This is a genomic window from Streptomyces sp. CC0208 (assembly GCF_003443735.1).
GTDB lineage: Bacteria > Actinomycetota > Actinomycetes > Streptomycetales > Streptomycetaceae > Streptomyces > Streptomyces sviceus.
On the sequence record NZ_CP031969.1, the window covers coordinates 8,163,634 to 8,181,344 of the forward strand.

Annotated in this window: 16 protein-coding genes; 13 read left to right on the forward strand and 3 right to left on the reverse strand. The window is 70.9% G+C overall.

What is annotated here, in order from left to right; genetic code table 11:
- Positions 1-25 precede the first annotated feature (25 nt).
- The 3 genes from D1369_RS37430 to D1369_RS37440 all read right to left on the reverse strand — a co-directional run bounded on the left by D1369_RS37430 (position 26) and on the right by D1369_RS37440 (position 2,614).
- Positions 26-415, reverse strand: a complete 390-nt coding sequence (locus tag D1369_RS37430; RefSeq protein ID WP_007380019.1) for a MarR family transcriptional regulator — start codon at positions 413-415, stop codon at positions 26-28.
- Positions 416-479: 64 nt separating this feature from the next.
- Positions 480-830, reverse strand: a complete 351-nt coding sequence (locus D1369_RS37435) for a VOC family protein (protein WP_007380018.1) — start codon at positions 828-830, stop codon at positions 480-482.
- Positions 831-1,582: 752 nt separating this feature from the next.
- Positions 1,583-2,614 (reverse strand): LacI family DNA-binding transcriptional regulator, encoded by a 1,032-nt coding sequence (locus D1369_RS37440; RefSeq protein ID WP_007380017.1) that lies wholly within the window; start codon positions 2,612-2,614, stop codon positions 1,583-1,585.
- Positions 2,615-2,813: 199 nt separating this feature from the next.
- On the opposite strand from D1369_RS37440, the gene D1369_RS37445 reads away from it, so the two are divergent.
- The 13 genes from D1369_RS37445 to D1369_RS37505 all read left to right on the forward strand — a co-directional run bounded on the left by D1369_RS37445 (position 2,814) and on the right by D1369_RS37505 (position 17,676).
- Positions 2,814-4,835: a beta-galactosidase gene (locus D1369_RS37445; protein ID WP_007380016.1), complete on the forward strand. Its 2,022-nt coding sequence runs from the start codon at positions 2,814-2,816 to the stop codon at positions 4,833-4,835.
- A 247-nt stretch (positions 4,836-5,082) separates the two neighbouring features.
- Positions 5,083-5,370, forward strand: a complete 288-nt coding sequence (locus D1369_RS37450) for a winged helix-turn-helix domain-containing protein (protein ID WP_037898962.1) — start codon at positions 5,083-5,085, stop codon at positions 5,368-5,370.
- A gap of 27 nt (positions 5,371-5,397) precedes the next feature.
- Positions 5,398-6,360, forward strand: coding sequence for an SMP-30/gluconolactonase/LRE family protein (locus D1369_RS37455; protein ID WP_007380014.1), 963 nt, complete (start codon positions 5,398-5,400; stop codon positions 6,358-6,360).
- A gap of 167 nt (positions 6,361-6,527) precedes the next feature.
- Positions 6,528-6,983, forward strand: coding sequence for a fluoride efflux transporter CrcB (gene crcB, locus D1369_RS37460; RefSeq protein WP_007380013.1), 456 nt, complete (start codon positions 6,528-6,530; stop codon positions 6,981-6,983).
- A 25-nt stretch (positions 6,984-7,008) separates the two neighbouring features.
- A complete protein-coding gene (locus D1369_RS37465; protein ID WP_007380012.1) occupies positions 7,009-7,389 on the forward strand; it encodes a DUF190 domain-containing protein in 381 nt (126 codons plus the stop codon).
- Positions 7,386-7,760, forward strand: a complete 375-nt coding sequence (gene crcB, locus D1369_RS37470) for a fluoride efflux transporter CrcB (protein ID WP_007380011.1) — start codon at positions 7,386-7,388, stop codon at positions 7,758-7,760. Before D1369_RS37465 ends, crcB (D1369_RS37470) begins: the two co-directional genes overlap by 4 nt.
- Before the next feature lie 93 nt (positions 7,761-7,853).
- Positions 7,854-8,690: an undecaprenyl-diphosphate phosphatase gene (locus tag D1369_RS37475; protein WP_007380010.1), complete on the forward strand. Its 837-nt coding sequence runs from the start codon at positions 7,854-7,856 to the stop codon at positions 8,688-8,690.
- Positions 8,691-9,685: 995 nt separating this feature from the next.
- A complete protein-coding gene (locus tag D1369_RS37480) occupies positions 9,686-10,369 on the forward strand; it encodes a FadR/GntR family transcriptional regulator (RefSeq protein ID WP_037898960.1) in 684 nt (227 codons plus the stop codon).
- Entirely contained in the window at positions 10,366-11,814 is a 1,449-nt protein-coding gene (locus tag D1369_RS37485) for an amino acid permease (RefSeq protein ID WP_007380008.1), read from the forward strand. The genes D1369_RS37480 and D1369_RS37485 overlap by 4 nt, the downstream gene beginning before the upstream one ends.
- A 79-nt stretch (positions 11,815-11,893) precedes the next feature.
- The gene (locus tag D1369_RS37490; RefSeq protein ID WP_037898959.1) at positions 11,894-12,907 is read left to right on the forward strand and encodes an asparaginase; all 1,014 of its coding nucleotides are present in this window, start codon (positions 11,894-11,896) and stop codon (positions 12,905-12,907) included.
- Between the two features lie 113 nt (positions 12,908-13,020).
- The gene (aspA, locus tag D1369_RS37495; protein ID WP_007380006.1) at positions 13,021-14,436 is read left to right on the forward strand and encodes an aspartate ammonia-lyase; all 1,416 of its coding nucleotides are present in this window, start codon (positions 13,021-13,023) and stop codon (positions 14,434-14,436) included.
- 340 nt (positions 14,437-14,776) lie between these two features.
- Positions 14,777-15,808, forward strand: coding sequence for a UDP-glucuronic acid decarboxylase family protein (locus D1369_RS37500; protein WP_082319353.1), 1,032 nt, complete (start codon positions 14,777-14,779; stop codon positions 15,806-15,808).
- 74 nt (positions 15,809-15,882) lie between these two features.
- Positions 15,883-17,676: a glycosyltransferase gene (locus D1369_RS37505; RefSeq protein WP_237557781.1), complete on the forward strand. Its 1,794-nt coding sequence runs from the start codon at positions 15,883-15,885 to the stop codon at positions 17,674-17,676.
- The last annotated feature ends 35 nt before the right edge of the window (positions 17,677-17,711 follow it).

Sequence of the window (17,711 nt, forward strand, 5' to 3'; positions counted from 1 at the left end):
CGCCCAAGGTGGGAGGGGACCGCTGCTAGTCGCTGAGCATCTGCGCCAGCACGCCACGCTGCAGCGGCAGCACCTCGGCGTGCAGGTCACGGCCCTTGCGGGTGAGGGACACCCAGACGCCCCGCCGGTCCTCCACGCACATGGACCGCTCCACGAGGCCGTCCTTCTCCAGGCGGCCGATCAGGCGGGACAGCGCGCTCTGGCTCAGATGCACCCGGCCGACGAGGTTCTGCACCCGGCACTGGTCGCCCTCCCGGGGAGACTCGGTGGCGAGGATGTCGAGCACCTCGAAATCACTCGCGCCCAGCCCGTGCGGGTGCAGCACGCGGTCGATCTCACACATCGTGCGCGCGTGCACCGACAGGATGTCCCGCCACCGCTCCTCGAGGCCGGTCTCGACCGTGTTCACCGCCATACATGCACGGTAACACCGATCCGGCTATTGTTGCCTGTGCAACTAGTGCGTATGCAAGTAAGGGTCAGGCCTGCGGATCCTGTGTGATCCCCACCAGGTTGCCGTCCGCGTCCTTGACGAAGGCGATCAGCTTGCCGCCGCCGACGTCCTGGACGTCCTGCAAGGTCTCCGCCCCGGCCGCCACCAGCGCGGCGAGCGTGGCGCGGATGTCGTCGACGTGCCAGTAGGGCACCGGGCCGGTCATGCCCCTGGCGTGTCCGTTCGGGTCGAGGCCGACGTCCTGCCCCGCGTCCTTGAAGCCGACGTAGTACGGCTCGTCCGCATAGGGCTCCACCCCCAGCAGTGCGCTGAACAGGGCTTTCGCCGCGGCAAGGTCCTTGACGGGGTAGATGATCGTCTTGAGGCCGGCAGTCATGGTGTGCTCCTTCGAGTGGTGTCCCCGACGGGTCTGTGTCGGTGGTTTCACGCTAGGCCGGGGCAGAGGGGAGGCGCTTCTCCGATCCTGACCGGTCCCGGCCGCGACGGCCTGCCGGAGCAGCGCGGAATGCCGTACGGCGGCACCCGTGACCGCTGATTTCGGGCAGCGGCAACCTCGCCTGCTCGCCACGCGTAGTGCCGCAGCGCGGGCGGGACCGACCCGAAGCGCTGCGCACGGACCCGACTCGGCCGACGCCCATGGCCGGCCGACAGGGAACGAGCGACATGGTCCTCGGCCGCCCGCTGTCCCGCGACCGGCGTCGAAGCGGGATGCATCGACCCGGCGAACGCCGATCACGACGGCACGCGCGCGGCGGGGACGCCGGCTTCGTGGGGGCGGATGCCGCCTGCACACTGTCCGCGTGGGCCGCGCCATACAGGGTTACCGCGCTAGGCCGGTGTGTCCCGAACTCACCGAACCCGTCCGGGTTCTGGCGGAGGCGTGCCCCGTTCTCACCCCCCTCGGGCAGATCGCCCTGCGCCGCCCCGACCGTGAGAGCGCGCACGTGTGTGCCGATCTGAGCGCTCGCCGTGCCTCGGGCTGCCCGCGCTGCCGTTGCTCGTCAGCCTGTCGGTCCGCGCCGCTGACCGGGTCGCCGGGCGGCGTGAACGTGCCGACGAGCGGGGTCGGCTGCCGGTGACCCCTGCCGGTGTTCCCTGGTGGCCCGCCGGACCGTTCTCACGCCCGGCTCACGTCGACTCGCGTCGTACCAGCTCCGTGGGCAGGATCACCGCCGCCGGATCCTCGCCGCCCAACTGCGCCAGCAGCAGCCGGACCATCTCGGCGCTGATGCGGTCGTAGGGCTGGCGGATCGTGGTGAGGGTGGGGGTGGCCTCCGTCGCCGCGATGGAGTCGTCGAAGCCGCCCACGGCCACGTCCTCGGGGACCCGGCGGCCCGCCCGGCGCAGTGCGGTCAGGGCGCCGAGCGCCATGAGGTCGGAGGCGACGAACACGGCGTCCAGGTCCGGGGCCTGGGCCAGCAGCCGTTCGGTGCCCGCCTCTCCGGCCGCCCGGCTGTAGTCGCCGGAGACGACGAGCCGCTCGTCGATCTCGAGACCAGCCTCCGTCAGCACCTCCTTGTAACCGGCGAGACGGTCGACGCCGCCGGGCGAGTCCAGCGGGCCGGTCACGATGCCGATCCGGCGGCGGCCCAGGGACAGCAGATGGCGCACCATGTCGCGGGCGCCGTCGCGGTCGTCCGCGGCCACGTAACTCACCTTCGAACCGGACCTCATGGGCTTGCCGCACTGGACGACGGGCACGCCCGCCTTGTGCAGTTCCTCGGCCACCGGGTCGGCGGAGTGGCTGGTCACCAGCAGGACGCCGTCGAGGTGGCCCGCCGTGATGAACCGCTTGATCCGGCGCCGCTCGTCCTCGGTCCCGGCCAGCATCAGCAGCAGCGGGATGTCGTGCGCGGCCAGCGCCTGGGTGCAGCCGCGCAGCAGCACGTTGAAGTTGGGATCCTCGAAGAACCGCTCCTGGGGCTCCGTGAGGAGGAAGCCGACCGAGTCGGAGCGGCCGGTGATCAGTGAGCGGGCGTGCCGGTTGACGACGTACCCCGTCTTGCGGATGGCGGCGTTGACCGCCTCCAGGGCGGGAGGGCTGACGTAGTGTCCGCCGTTGAGCACACGCGAGACGGTGCCCCGCGAGACCCCGGCCTCGCGGGCCACGTCGTGGATCGTCGGCGGTCTGCGCCGGGCCCCCGCATTGTTCATGGTCAAGACTCTAAGGCCCGCGGGGGCCGGGAAAGGGTGCTCGTACGGCGGGACGGCGGGCCGGGGAGGCGCGCAGGCTGGGATCGTGCACAGAAAAGTGTCAGGGAAGGCACTTGGCAAGGGTCACCTCGGTACGGTTATCTTGGGCCGCACGCTTCCAGAGCCGTGTGTGCACGTTCCCAACAGATTGAAACGGGAGAGACCCATGCCGGAGACCACCCCCAGGGGCCTCACCAGGCTTGCCTTCGGCGGGGACTACAACCCGGAGCAGTGGCCCGAGAGCGTCTGGGACGAGGACGTCCGGCTGATGCGCGAGGCCGGGGTCACCATGGTCAGCGTGGGGATCTTCTCCTGGGCGCTCCTGGAGCCGGAACCGGGCGTGTACGACTTCGGCTGGCTGGACCGGATCCTCGGCCTGCTGCACGAGAACGGCGTCCGCGTCGACCTCGGCACGCCCACGGTCGTCCCGCCCGCCTGGTTCTACCGCGCCCACCCCGACGCGCTGCCCGTGACGGCCGACGGCACCCGTCTCGCGTTCGGCTCGCGCGGCGCCATCTGCCACAGCAACAGCGCCTACCGGGCGGCCGCCGCGCACATCACCACCCGGCTCGCCGAGCGCTACGCCGACCACCCGGCACTCGCGATGTGGCACGTGCACAACGAGTACGGCGTCCCCGTCTCCGCCTGCTACTGCGACTCCTGTGCCGCCCACTTCCGCCGTTGGCTCGAGGCGACGTACGGCGGTGTCGACGGCGTCAACAAGGCCTGGGGCACCGCTTTCTGGGGCCAGCACTACACGAGCCTCGACCAGATCGACCCGCCGCGCACCGCTGCCACCGTCGGCAACCCCGGCCAGGCGCTGGACTACAAGCGGTTCGCCGACGCCACCATGCGCGAGAACTTCGTGGCCGAGCGGGACATCCTGCACCGGCTCTCCCCGGGCGTCCCCGTCACCACCAACTTCATGACCGCGCTCAGCCAGTGCGACTCCGTCGACTACTGGGCCTGGGGCCGCGAGGTCGACATCGTCACCAACGACCACTACCTCATCACCGACGGCCGCCGCACCCACGTCAACCTCGCGATGGCCGCTGACCTCACCCGCTCGGTCGCGGGCGGCGCCCCCTGGATCCTGCTGGAGCACTCCACCTCGGGCGTCAACTGGCAGCCCCGCAACCCCGCCAAAACCCCCGGCCAGATGGCCCGCAACTCCCTGGCGCACGTGGCCCGCGGCTCCGAGGGCGCCATGTTCTTCCAATGGCGCCAGTCCCGGCGCGGCGCCGAGAAGTTCCACTCGGCGATGGTCCCGCACGGCGGCACCGACACGCGCGTGTGGCGCGAGGTCGTCGAACTGGGCGCCTGTCTCGACTCGTTGAGCACCGTCCGCGGCACCCGCACCCAGGCGGACGTGGCCGTCCTGTGGGACTGGCACTCGTGGTGGGCGCAGAACCTCGACTGGCGTCCCAGCCAGGACCACGACGCGCGCGAGCGCGCTGACGCCTTCTACGAGGCCCTCTACGACCGCCACCTCACGGTCGACTTCGCCCACCCGGAAGCCGACTTGTCGGCTTGTCCCCTTGTCGTCGTGCCCGCCCTGTACCTGATGACGGGGGCCGCGGGGACCAACCTCAAGGAGTACGTCGAGCAGGGCGGCACCCTCGTCGTGTCGTACTTCTCGGGCATCGTCGACGAACACGACGCCGTCCACGCGGGCGCGTACCCGGGTGCGCTCAGGGACGTCCTCGGCCTGACCGTGGAGGAGTTCTCGCCGCTGCTGCCGGGCCAGTCGGTCCGTGTCACCGGCCCCGACGGCTCCGAGCTCACCGGCGACGTGTGGACCGAGTTCGTGGTGCCGGGTGACGCCGAGACCGTGTGGACGTACGCCGACGGCCCGGCCGCCGGCCACCCGGCCGTCACGCGGAACCGACACGGCGAGGGCACCGCCTGGTACGTCTCCACGCGCCTGGCCGCCCAGGGCCTCGACGCGCTGCTCGGCTGGGCCGCCGAGGACGCCCGGCTCCCCACGCGCGCCGACCTGCCCCACGACGTCGAGGTGGTCCGACGCAACGGAGACTCCGGTTCCTACGTCTTCGTGGTCAACCACACCGCGTCGGAGGCCAAGGTGCCCCTGGACGCGGCCGGCACCGAACTGCTGACCGGCGAACGTGCCGCGGGACGACTCGCCGTCCCGGCCGGCGGCGTCCGGGTCGTACGACTCGACGGCTGAACCGACTCCCCTCCGCCCGCGAGACCACGAGCCGCGGGCGGAGGGGGCCCCACCCCAGCTCCGCCTCACGGCCTCCCGCCCCGCCCGAACCCTCGGGGGCGGCGCGTCCCCTCCGGGTCGCCGCACGCGCCGAACAGCCCTGCGCCACCGAGGAGTTCCATCTCGGACAAGCTCGGAGACTCCGGGACACGGCGGCTTCGCCTGCGGGACAGTGGACACACGCAGAAGGAGGGGCGGAGGGGACGAGATGCTGAGGACTCCGGCCAACCAGACGCGCCTGGACATCCTGGAGTGGCTGAAGGACCCGGCAGCGCACTTCCCGGCGCGGCGGCACGGCGACCCCGCCCGGGACGGAGTCACCGCCCGCGCGGTCGCGGTCAAGCTCGGCGTGCCCCGCTCGGTCGCGGAGACCCACCTCGGCCTCCTCGTGGACATCGGCCTGCTGCGCACCAGGAGAGTCCGGTGGCGCACGTACTACCGTCGCGACGAGATGCGCATCGCCGAGGTGGCGCGCATGTTCGAAAAGGGCTGGTAGCGACCCGCACCGGAAGGCAGACACCCGATGGACCGTCCCACCGCACTGATTCCCCGCCATTACGTCGCGATCGGCGGCCACGGTCCCGAGGACGTTGTCGCCGACGCCCGCGGCCGGGTTCTCACCGGAGTGGCGGACGGCCGCATCCTGCGCATCGACGGACTGACGCAACCCCGTGCCGCCCGTGTCGAGCTGCTCGCCGAGACCGGCGGCAGGCCGCTCGGCCTCGAACTCCTCCCGGACGGCGCCCTGTTGGTGTGCGACACGGAGCGCGGACTGCTGGGCGTCGACCTCGCCGACGGCACCGTACGCGTGGTCGCCGACGAGGTCGAGGGGGAGCGGCTGCGGTTCACCAGCAACGTGGTCGCGCTGTCCGACGGCAGCGTGTACTTCACCGTCTCCAGCCGCCGTTACCCCCTCGACCAGTGGATCGGCGACATCGTGGAACACACCGGCACCGGCCGCCTCCTGCGCCTGGCACCCGGCGACGACACTCCCGAAGTCCTCCTGGAGGGGCTCCAGTTCGCCAACGGCGTGGCCGCGAGCGGCGACGAGTCCTTCCTGGTCCTCGCCGAGACCGGGGCCCGCCGGCTCACCCGCTACTGGCTCGACGGACCCCTGGCCGGACGCGCCGAGCCCTTCGCCGAGAACCTCCCCGGCATGCCCGACAACGTCTGGCGCGGCGGACCCGACGGCCCGATCTGGGTCTCCCTCGCCGGGCCCCGCGTGCCCCCGCTCGACCTGCTGCACCGCGCCGCCCCGCCGGTCCGCCGAGCCGCCGCCCGGATCGCCGTACGCGCCCCCTACCGCCCCACGGGCGGCATCGGCGTCCTCGCCGTCGACGACACGGGCGAGATCGTCCACCACCTCGCGCGCAACCGCTCCGGCTTCCGCATGGTCACCAGCGTCTGCGAGGCCTCCGGCCACCTGGTCCTCGGCAGCCTCTGGGAGCGCGGCATCGCGCTGTGCGAGCCGCCCGCCGCGAAGTGACCACGGCGACACCCCGGCGTTACGCTGGTCCTCGGTCGCGATCATCCTCGCGGCACGGCGGTGGGGCCCGCCGTACCCGAACCGCGGCGAAGGCGCCGCCAACGGTCCCTACTTGCGATGGAGCGCGCCCGTGTGCCCGGGCCCCGGCGAGTAGGAGAGACACGACCATGACAGCCCCGGAGAGCCTGCGAGCCCCCACCAGAGCCGCACGCCAGTCCCTCTGGCAGGGTCAGGCGCCCGTGGTCGCGGTGGTCGCGCTCGGCGGCGCCCTGGGCGCGACGGCCCGGTACGCGCTCTCCCTCCACTGGCCCACTCCGCCCAGCGGATTCCCCTGGGCGACCTTCTGGACCAACGTGGTCGGCTGTGCCGTCATCGGCGTGTTCATGGTCGTCATCACCGACGTGCGGGCCGCCCACCGCCTGGTCCGCCCCTTCTTCGGCACCGGCGTCCTCGGTGGCTTCACCACCTTCTCGACCTACGCCGTCGACATCCAGAAACTGGTCGACCACGGCCGGCCCGCCACGGGCATGGCCTATCTCGCCGCGACCCTGCTCGCGGCCCTCACGGCGGTGTGGCTCGCGTCCACGGCGGCCCGCCGCGTCCTGAAGTGGAGGCAGCCATGAGGCGCGTTTTGAAGCGGAGGCAGCCATGACGAGGCTGACCGGCAACGCCCTGCGCGTGACCGTCTACATCGGCGAGAACGACACCTGGCACCACAAGCCCCTCTACGCCGAGATCGTGCACCGCGCCCACGCCGCCGGTCTCGCCGGGGCCAGCGTCTTCCGCGGCATCGAGGGGTTCGGCGCCTCCTCCCTGATCCACACCTCCCGGTTGCTGTCCCTCAGTGAGGACCTGCCGGTGGCCGTCGTCATCGTCGACACCGAGCCGCGTGTACGGGAGTTTCTGCCGCAGCTCGACGAACTCGTCACCGAGGGCCTGGTGACCCTCGACGACTGCGAGGTCATCCGGTACGTCGGCCGCGAAGCGAAGCAGGGCATAGCGGGCACGAAGGGTAAGAAGTCGTTGTGAACTGGCTGCTGGTCGTTCTGGGGGCCATGGTCGGCGCCCCGCTCCGCTATCTCACCGACCGCGCGGTGCAGTCCCGGCACGACTCGGTGTTTCCCTGGGGCACCTTCGCCGTCAATGTCACGGGCTGTCTGATCCTCGGTCTGCTCACCGGCGCCGTGGCCGCGGGGGCCGCCGGGTCCCACCTCCAGCTCCTGCTGGGCACCGGCCTGTGCGGGGCCCTGACGACGTACTCGACCTTCTCCTACGAGACTCTCCGGCTCACCGAGACGGGGGCACGCCTGTACGGCGTGGCCAACGTGGCCGCGAGCGTGGTGGCGGGTCTGGGGGCCGCCTTCGCGGGGGTGGCGCTGGCACAGGCCGTGTGGACGTAGGCGTACCGGCACGAGCCGCGCGGCAGGCCCTTGCCCGCGTGTAGTAAGACTGTGCCCTCCGCACCTGCCTTCCCCTGAGAAGAACTGGATCCCATGAGCGTCATCAGCGTCGGTCAGGCCGTCGTCCTCGGAGCCGTCGAGGGAGTGACCGAGTTCCTCCCCGTCTCCTCCACCGGCCATCTGAAGATCGTCGAGGGGTTGATGAACATCCCCGTCGACGACGACGCCGTCGTCGGGTTCTCGGCCGTCATCCAGGTCGGCGCGATCGCGGCCGTGCTCGTGTACTTCTTCAAGGACATCGTGCGGATCGTCTCCGCGTGGGGGAGGGGCCTGGTCAACAAGGAGGAGCGCTACCACCACGACTACAAGTTCGCGTGGTGGGTGATCGCCGCGACCGTCCCGATCGTCGTCGTCGGCCTCGCCGCCAAGCCGCTCATCGAGGGGCCGCTCGCCTCCCTGTGGGTGGTCGCGGGCTCCCTGATCGTCGGCAGCGGTGTGATGTGGGCGGCGGACCAGATGGGCCGGCACAAGCGGGGGGAGGACGACACCTCGTTCAAGGACGCGATGCTGGTCGGCAGCTCGCAGATCCTCGCGCTGCTCTTCCCCGGCTTCTCCCGCTCCGGCGCGACCATGTCCACGGCCCTGATCCTGGACCTCGACCGCGTGGCAGCCACTCGCCTCTCCTTCTTCCTCGGCATCCCCGCCCTCACCGGCGCCGGAATCTACGAGCTCAAGGACGCCCTGGGCGCGGGCGTGGGTGCGGCCCCGCTCGCCGTCGGCACGGCCGTCTCCTTCGTCGTCGCCTACGCCTCCATCGCCTGGCTGCTCAAGTTCGTGGCCAAGCACTCCTTCAACGCCTTCGTGATCTACCGAATCGTCGTGGGCCTGCTGCTCTTCGGCCTGCTGACCACGGGGACGCTGGACAGCTGACGGGTACGGGGGCCGATCCCGCGGACTGCCATGGGTGTGTGGTCCGGGCTGCAGGGGGGCGATCCGGCCGGCTGACACGGGGGTGCGGGTGGCCCGCGCCGCAGGAGCGCGAGGCAGCCCCGTACGGGGGATGCGAGTCGGCCGGCGCGCGGAGGTGTGTGTGGGGGGCACGTCACAGGGCTGCCAGGTCGACCGCCCTGAGGGTGCGAGACCACGTCGTAAGGGCGCGGGATGGCTGACTGGTACGGGGGTGTGGTGGCCCGGGCCACTGGGGGTGCGAGGTGGCTGGCGCGCGGGCGTAGGGGGCGGCTCACGTCCGCCCGGGCCACTGGGGGTGCGAGGTGGCTGGCGCGCGGGCGTAGGGGGCGGCTCACGTCGCAGGGGTGCGGGGCGGCCAGCTGACACGGGGTGCAAGGCCGCCCATGCCGCAGGGTTCCGATTCGGTTGACCGCCAGGGGCTGCGGGACGGCCTGCGCCGGAGGGGGTGGCCCAGCCGTCCCGCCACGGGCGGGCGGGTGCGACATGCCACCGTCACGGCGTCCGGGGCGGCCCGCGTCGCAGACGTTGTGGCCCAGCCAACCGTCGTAGGGGTGTGGTGCGAGATGGGCACCGTCACGGCGTGCTAGGCGGCCCGTGCCGCAGGGGGCCGCGGCCCAGCCGTCCGCCACGGGGGTGCGGGTGCGACATGCCACCGTCACGGCGTCCGGGGCGGCCCGCGTCGCAGAGGTTGTGGCCCAGCCAACCGTCGTAGGGGTGTGGTGCGAGATGGGCACCGTCACGGCGTGCTAGGCGGCCCGTGCCGCAGGGGGCCGCGGCCCAGCCGTCCGCCACGGGGGTGCGAGACGCTTCACCGCCCCGGCGGTGTGACGCGTCCGGCGTCTCGCAGTCGCCTGCCCCCGCCCCCTTGACAGCACCCTCCCGCCGCCCGGAGTATCACTCACGTGAACCTGTCAGACAGCCGGACAGCCAGTCAGCCCCCGCGGCGCATCAGCGCCATGGAGGCGGTGTTGGCGCATCTGCGCGACGCCATCGAGCGAGGGGAGTACGCCATCGGCGACAAGCTCCCCTCCGAGGCGGAGCTCTGCCGCACCCTGGAGATCAGCCGGCCCGTGCTGCGCGAGGCCCTCAGGGCCCTGCAGACCATGGGCCTGACCGTCTCCAAGACCGGCAAGGGCACCTTCGTCGTGGCCAACGCGGTGGAGGACCCCACCTTCGGCGACTACGCGGCCAGCGACCTCCTTGAGGTGCGCCGCCACGTGGAGATCCCGGTCGCCGGGTACGCGGCCCTGCGTCGCACCCCGGAGAACCTGGACCACCTGGCCCACCTGCTGGACCGGATGGAACGGGAGACCGACACCACGGCGTGGGTCGCGATGGACACCCTCTTCCACCTCGCCGTGGCCGAGGCCGCCCAGAACCCGGTCTTCCGCCGGGTCATCGAGGAGATCCGGGACGCACTGGCGCGTCAGTCGGCGTTCCTCAACGAGCTGGGCGGCCGCCGGGAGCAGTCCAACCGTGAGCACCGCGCGATCGTCGAGGCGCTGATCGACGGTTCCGAACATGACGCGGTGGAGGCCATGTCCCACCACCTCGACCGCGTAGAGACCACCCTCACCGACATCGTCCGTTCCTCGAACGCGGGCACGGGCACCCCCACGGAAGGCGAGTCCCAGGCGTGAGCGAGCAGTCCCTGCACGACGATGTGCAGAAACGTTCCGGCCATGTCGACGCCGGAGACGAGGGCTACAGCAAGTCCCTCAAGTCACGGCACGTCAACATGATCGCCATCGGCGGCGCCATCGGCACCGGCCTCTTCCTCGGGGCCGGCGGCCGCCTCGCCGACGCCGGCCCCTCCCTGTTCATCGCCTACGCGGTCTGCGGCGTCTTCGCCTTCCTCGTCGTCCGCGCCCTCGGCGAACTCGTCCTGTACCGGCCGTCCTCCGGCGCCTTCGTGTCGTACGCCCGGGAGTTCCTCGGCGAGAAGGGCGCCTACGTCGCCGGCTGGATGTACTTCCTGAACTGGGCCACCACCGGCATCGCCGACATCACCGCCGTCGCTCTCTACACCCACTACTGGGGCATGTTCTCCGACATCCCGCAGTGGGTGATCGCGCTCATCGCGCTCGCGGTCGTCCTCACCGTCAACCTCATCTCGGTGAAGATGTTCGGCGAGCTGGAGTTCTGGTTCGCCATCATCAAGGTGGGCGCGCTCGTGGCGTTCCTGCTGATCGGCATCTTCCTGCTGGCCACCCAGCACCCGATCGACGGCCACCACCCCGGCCCGGCCCTGATCACCGGCAACGGCGGCATCTTCCCCAACGGCCTGCTGCCCATGCTGCTGATCATCCAGGGTGTCGTCTTCGCCTACGCCTCCGTGGAACTGGTCGGCGTGGCCGCGGGCGAGACCGAGAACCCCGAGAAGATCATGCCCAAGGCGATCAACTCGATCATGTGGCGCGTCGGCCTCTTCTACGTCGGCTCGGTCCTCCTGCTGTCGATGCTGCTGCCCTGGAACAAGTACACGGGCGGCGAGAGCCCCTTCGTGACCGTCCTGTCCAACATCGGCATCCCGGCGGCCGGCGGTGTGATGAACCTCGTCGTCCTCACCGCGGCCATGTCCTCCCTCAACTCCGGCCTGTACTCCACCGGCCGCATCCTGCGCTCCATGGCCATGTCCGGCTCCGCCCCGAAGTTCACCGGCGTGATGAGCCGCAGCCAGGTCCCCTACGGCGGCATCCTGCTCACCAGCGGAGTCTGCGTCCTCGGCGTCGGCCTCAACTACGTGGTCCCCGCCGACGCGTTCGAGATCGTGCTGAACTTCGCCGCCATCGGCATCCTCGCCACCTGGGGCATGATCATGGTCTGCCACCTGCTCTTCTGGCAGAAGACCGAGAAGGGCGACCTGACCCGCCCCGGCTACCGACTGCCGGGATCCCCCTGGACCGAACTCGTGACGCTGGCCTTCCTCGCCTCCGTCCTGGTCCTCATGTACGCCGACGGCGGCGCCGGACGCACCACCGTGCTGTGCCTCCCGCTGATCGTCGCGGCCCTGGTCGCCGGCTGGTTCGCCGTCCGGGGCAGGGTCTCCCGTACCTCCACCGAGACCGAATCGACCGGCGCGTGATCGCTCGCGCGCATTCCCAGCCCTAACCCACTGGCACGCACGCGTGATCCGCGTGGCGTTCCCGGAGAAGCAGGAAGTGATGTACAGCAGTTCCGTCGCGGCCGCACCCCTGGTCCGTGAGCCCCTTCACGCCCCGGTCGCCCACCTCATCCGCGGTGGGCTGATCGAGGGCACCCACTACGGTTCCGTCGTCGTCCTCGACGGCGACGGCACCGTCCGCTTCCAACTCGGTGACATCGAGGCCGCGTTCTATCCGCGGTCGGCGCTCAAGCCCGTCCAGGCCGTCGCCATGGTCCGGGCCGGGCTGCCGCTCGACGGCGAGCTCCTCTCGCTCGCCGCGGCCAGCCACTCCGGCGAGGAACGCCATCTCGCGGGGGCCCGGCGGATCCTGGAGCTGGCGGGTGTCTCCGAGGACGCGCTGCGCAACGTCCCGGACATGCCGTTCGACCCGGCCGTCCGGGACACGTGGATCCGGGAGGGCCGCGGGCCGTCCCGGCTCGCGCAGAACTGCTCCGGCAAGCACGCGGCGATGCTGTACACGTGCGTGCTCAACGACTGGCCCCTCGAGGGCTATCTCGACCCCACGCATCCGCTCCAGCAGGCGATCGCCGAGATCGTCGAGGACCTGACCGGACAGCGCATCGCGCGGGTGACCGTCGACGGCTGCGGTGCGCCCCTGTTCTCCGTGTCGCTGCACGGCCTTGCCCGGGCCGCCGCACGGATCACCGCGGCGGCTCCCGGTACGCCCGAGGCCCGGGTCGCCGACGCGATGCGGGAGCACGCCGAGATGGCGTCCGGGGCGGGGCGGGACGTGGCCGCGCTGATGAAGGCCGTGCCGGGGCTGCTCGCCAAGGACGGGTTCGAGGGCGTTCAGGTCGCCGCGCTGCCCGACGGGCGGGCGGTCGCCGTGAAGATCTCCGACGGGGCGAACCGGGCGCGGGTGCCGGTCGCTGCGGCGGCGCTCGCGTGGGCCGGGGTCTCGCCGGATCTGCTCACGGAGTTCCAGGGAGAGGCGCTTCTCGGAGGCGGCCTTGAGGTCGGGCGGGTGCGGCCCGTTCGTTCGCTGGAGCCCGTTGTGTCTGCCTGCGCCTAGCAGCCCGGGTCGTCATGTCGTCGTGCGGCCGCGGGCCGGCCGTGGCCGGTCGCGCAGTTCCCTGCGCCCCTAAAAGTACTTACCCGAGCCCCTTTCAGAAGAAGGACGCCCTCATGACCGCCGCCATCACTCGCCGTGAGCACGACCTGCTGGGCGATCGGGATGTCCCCGTCGACGCCTACTGGGGTGTGCACACCCTGCGGGCCACCGAGAACTTCCCCATCACCGGGACCCGGATCTCCGCCTACCCGCACCTCATCGACGCCCTTGCCGCCGTCAAGGAGGCGGCCGCGCTCGCCAACGAGGAGCTCGGACTGCTGGAGCCCAGGAAGGCCGCCGCGATCGTCGAGGCCTGCCGGGAGATCCGGGAGGGCAAGCTGCACGACCAGTTCGTGGTCGACGTGATCCAGGGCGGGGCCGGCACCTCGACCAACATGAACGCCAACGAGGTCATCGCCAACCGGGCGCTGGAGCTGCTGGGGCACGAGAAGGGGCAGTACTCGTTCCTGCACCCCAACGAGGACGTCAACCTGGGGCAGTCGACCAACGACGTCTACCCGACGGCCGTCAAGGTCGCGACGGTCTTCGCGGTCCGTGGACTGCTCAAGGCGATGGCCGCACTGCAGGACGCGTTCGCCCGCAAGGCCGTCGAGTTCCGCGATGTGCTCAAGATGGGCCGTACACAGTTGCAGGACGCGGTGCCCATGACGCTGGGGCAGGAGTTCTCCGCGTATGCCGTCATGATGGGCGAGGACCGGTCACGTCTTGACGAGGCCGTCGAGTTGATCCATGAGATCAACCTGGGGGCCACGGCCATCGGCACAGGACTCAATGCTCCCGCCGGATACGCCGAGTCGGCCCGGCGCCACCTGGCCGAGATCACGGGGCTGCCGCTGGTCACCGCCGCCAACCTCGTCGAGGCGACCCAGGACTGCGGGGCGTTCGTGCAGATGTCCGGTGTGCTCAAGCGGATCGCGGTCAAGCTCAGCAAGAGCTGCAACGACCTGCGGCTGCTGTCCTCCGGACCGCGCGCCGGGCTCGGGGAGATCAACCTGCCGCCGGTGCAGGCCGGTTCGTCGATCATGCCCGGCAAGGTCAACCCGGTGATACCCGAGGTCGTCAACCAGGTCGCCTTCGAGGTGATCGGCAACGACGTCACCATCACCATGGCCGCCGAGGCCGGACAGCTCCAGCTCAACGCCTTCGAGCCGATCATCCTGCACTCCCTGTCGGAGTCCATCACCCACCTGAGCGCCGCCTGCCACACCCTGGCCGAGCGCTGCGTCGACGGCATCACGGCCAACACCGAGGCACTGCGCCGGACCGTCGAGAACTCCATCGGCCTGGTCACCGCCCTCAACCCGCACATCGGCTACACGGCCGCCACCGACATCGCCAAGGAGGCCCTCGCCACCGGCCGCGGCGTGGCCGAACTGGTCCTCGAGAAGGGTCTGCTGCCGGCCGAGCGACTGGCGGATCTCCTGCGTCCTGAGGTACTCGCCGGCAGCGACACGGCAGGGGCGATCTGAGGTGCGATCTCCTTGTGCCGCGTGGCACCGGAGGGTGCCGCGTGACACCGGGGAGCCGCGCCGCACCGACACGCGGTGCCGTCACACCCAGGGGTGAACCGCGCCGGGGTGGTGCCCCGTCGCATCCGAGGGGTGGCGCGAAAACGAGAGACCGCGTCCCCTCGGGCGGTACCCGCTGATCGGCGCAGCCCGTGTCGCCCTTCCCAGGAAAGTGCGATTAACACTCATATCGTGAATTGTGCGGCCTTCGAATCAGGCCGTCTCCTGTCCTGGTGGAAGGTTCTGCACACTCTGCGCCGGGCGGAGCGATGGAATCCCTTCGGTGAGTCCAGGAGAATTCATGCGTGTGGCCGTGACAGGTGGCGGCGGTTTTCTCGGTTCGCATCTCTGCGAAGCGCTCCTTCGGCGCGGCGACCAAGTCGTGTGCCTCGACGACTTCTCGACCGGCGATCCGGCGAACATCGCCCCCTTTCTCGGAGACCCCGCTTTCGAACTCGTCCGCGAGGACGTCAGTGCGTCCCTGGAGGTTTCGGGCACCGTCGACGCGGTGGCCCACCTCGCCAGCCCCGCCTCGCCCCCCGACTACCTTGCCCGTCCGCTGGAGACGCTCGCCGTGGGCAGCCGAGGTACGGAGAACGCGCTGCGGCTCGCGGCGCGCCACGCCGCCCGCTTCGTCCTCGCCTCCACGAGCGAGGTGTACGGAGACCCCGAGGTGCACCCTCAGGACGAGACGTACTGGGGTCACGTCAACCCCGTCGGCCCGCGCAGTGTCTACGACGAGGCGAAAAGGTTCTCCGAGGCACTGACCCAGGCCTACCGGACGAACCGGGGGACGAACACGGGAATCGTGCGGATCTTCAACACCTATGGTCCGCGCATGCGCCCGCACGACGGCCGGGTCGTTTCCAGCTTCGTCGTCCAGGCGCTCGCTCAGGAGCCGTTGACCGTCTACGGAGACGGAAAGCAGACCCGCAGTTTCTGCTATGTCGACGACCTGGTGCGCGGAATCGTCGCCATGCTCGACCACGACGAACCCGGACCGGTCAATCTCGGGAATCCCGTCGAACTGACGGTCCTGCAACTGGCGGAACTCGTTCTCGACCTCACGGGATCACGGGCCGAGATCCAGTTCCACTCGCTGCCGGTCGACGACCCGACCCGCCGCCGGCCGGTGATCGCCCGAGCGGCGCAGCGCCTGGGCTGGAGCCCCGAGGTCGGCATCGAGGACGGTCTGCGCCGAACGGTGGAGTGGTTCGCCTCCCGGCCGGACGACATCGCCGCCGCCCTCTCCGCGATCCGTGGCGGCCAACAGGACGGCGTCGTCACGGCGGCCTCCTGCCGGTCCGGCGCGACCGTCGCCGCCGCGTCGTGACCCAGACGGATCACGGCCGGACGCCTGGCGCCGCCCTGGACGGTGCTCCGGGTGCCGTGCAGACCGATGAGGCGATGCTGAGAAGCTACCTGTGGACCCTCTCGGCGGGCAACGTCGTCGACATGCCCGCCGACGGACCGGTTTTCGGCAAACCGCGCAGGCGGCTCACGCCGGGGCCCGTGTCCCGCGTGCCCCTGCTGGGGCGCCTTGACCAGATGAAGGTGTCCCTGCTCGCGGTGGGCTGGTGGACCGCCTTCGTCTGCCTCTGGGAGTGGTGGCTGCGTCCGGAACACCGGGTCGGCCTGGTGGGCTTCGCGGTGAACAGCGCCCTCCTGCTGTATGTGTCCGTGCTGCCGCTGTACTTCGTCGTCGTGATGGTGAGGCTGCGCACCTTCGACCCCGCTGTCGAGGTGCCCCGGCTGCGGATCGCGTTCGTGGTGACCCGGGCACCGTCGGAGCCCTGGCCGGTCGCCCGCACCACCCTGAGCGCGATGCTGCGCCAGGAATTCCCGCACCGCTACGACGTATGGCTGTGCGACGAGGACCCGAGCCGGGAGATCCTGGCCTGGTGCGAGGCCAACGCCGTGCGCGTGTCCTGCCGTCGTGGTGCCGCGTCGTACCACCGCGACGCCTGGCCCCGCCGCACCCGGTGCAAGGAGGGCAACCTCGCGCATTTCTACGACCACTGGGGCTACTCCGACTACGACGTGGTCGCCCAGCTCGACGTCGACCACGTACCGCACCCCCGCTACCTGGGGGAAGTGGTCCGGCCTTTCGCCGATCCGGCCGTCGGCTACGTCGCCGCACCCAGCGTGTGCGACGCCAACGCCCGCACCTCGTGGTCGGCACGCGGACGGCTGTACCGCGAGGCCACCTTCCACGGACCGATGCAACTGGGCCACTCCGACGGTCTGGCACCGCTGTGCATCGGCTCCCACTACGCCGTACGGACTCGTGCCCTCAAGGAGATCGGCGGGCTCGGCCCCGAACTGGCCGAGGACTTCGCCACCACGTTCCTGCTGAACTCGGCGGGCTGGCACGGGGCGTTCGCCATCGACGCGGAGGCGCACGGCGACGGTCCCATCACCTTCGCCGCCATGGTGACACAGGAGTTCCAGTGGTCGCGGAGCCTGGTGTTCATGCTGCTGGGCATGCTCCCGAAGCATCTGTGGCGGATGCCCGGACGGCTGCGGATCCGCTTCGCCTTCGCCCTCTCCTACTATCCGCTGCTCGCGCTGACGACCACCGCCGGCCTGCTGCTGCCGCCGATCGCCGCGATCACCGGCGAGCCGTGGATCAGCGTGAACTACGGCGCTTTCCTCCTGCACTTCTGGGCGATGTCGTTCTTCCTGATCCTGCTCACCCTGCTGCTGCGCAGACGAGGCCTGCTGCGGCCCGTCGACGCGCCGCTGCTGAGCTGGGAGGGGTGGCTGTTCGGGCTGACCCGCTGGCCGTGGGTGGCCTGGGGAACGGCGGCCGCGGTGCTGCAGCGACTGCGGCCGAGGAAGGTCGTCTTCAAGGTGACGCCCAAGGTCCGCGACGGCATGGAGCCGTTGCCGCTGCGCCTGGTGCTTCCCTACCTGCTGATCACCGTGGTCCTCTCCGCTGCGGCCGTGGTCGGCCAGCTGACCGGCCCCGCCATCGGCTATGTGTTCCTGTGCCTGCTCGGCTCGCTCTCCTACGCGCTGGTGACCCTCGCCGTCAGCGTGCTGCACATCCGTGAGACCGCGAGGTCCGCGGGTGTGGGCGCGCACCGGGCGCTGTGGACGGCGATCCGGCCGCTGGCCGCGGGTCTCGTCGCGCTCGTGCCGCTGAGTTTCGCGCTGCTGCTGTTCCCGACCTATGTGCGGGGCTTCCTCCCCGGCTGATCCCGGTGGCCGTCCCACGCCCCGTCCGCGACGTC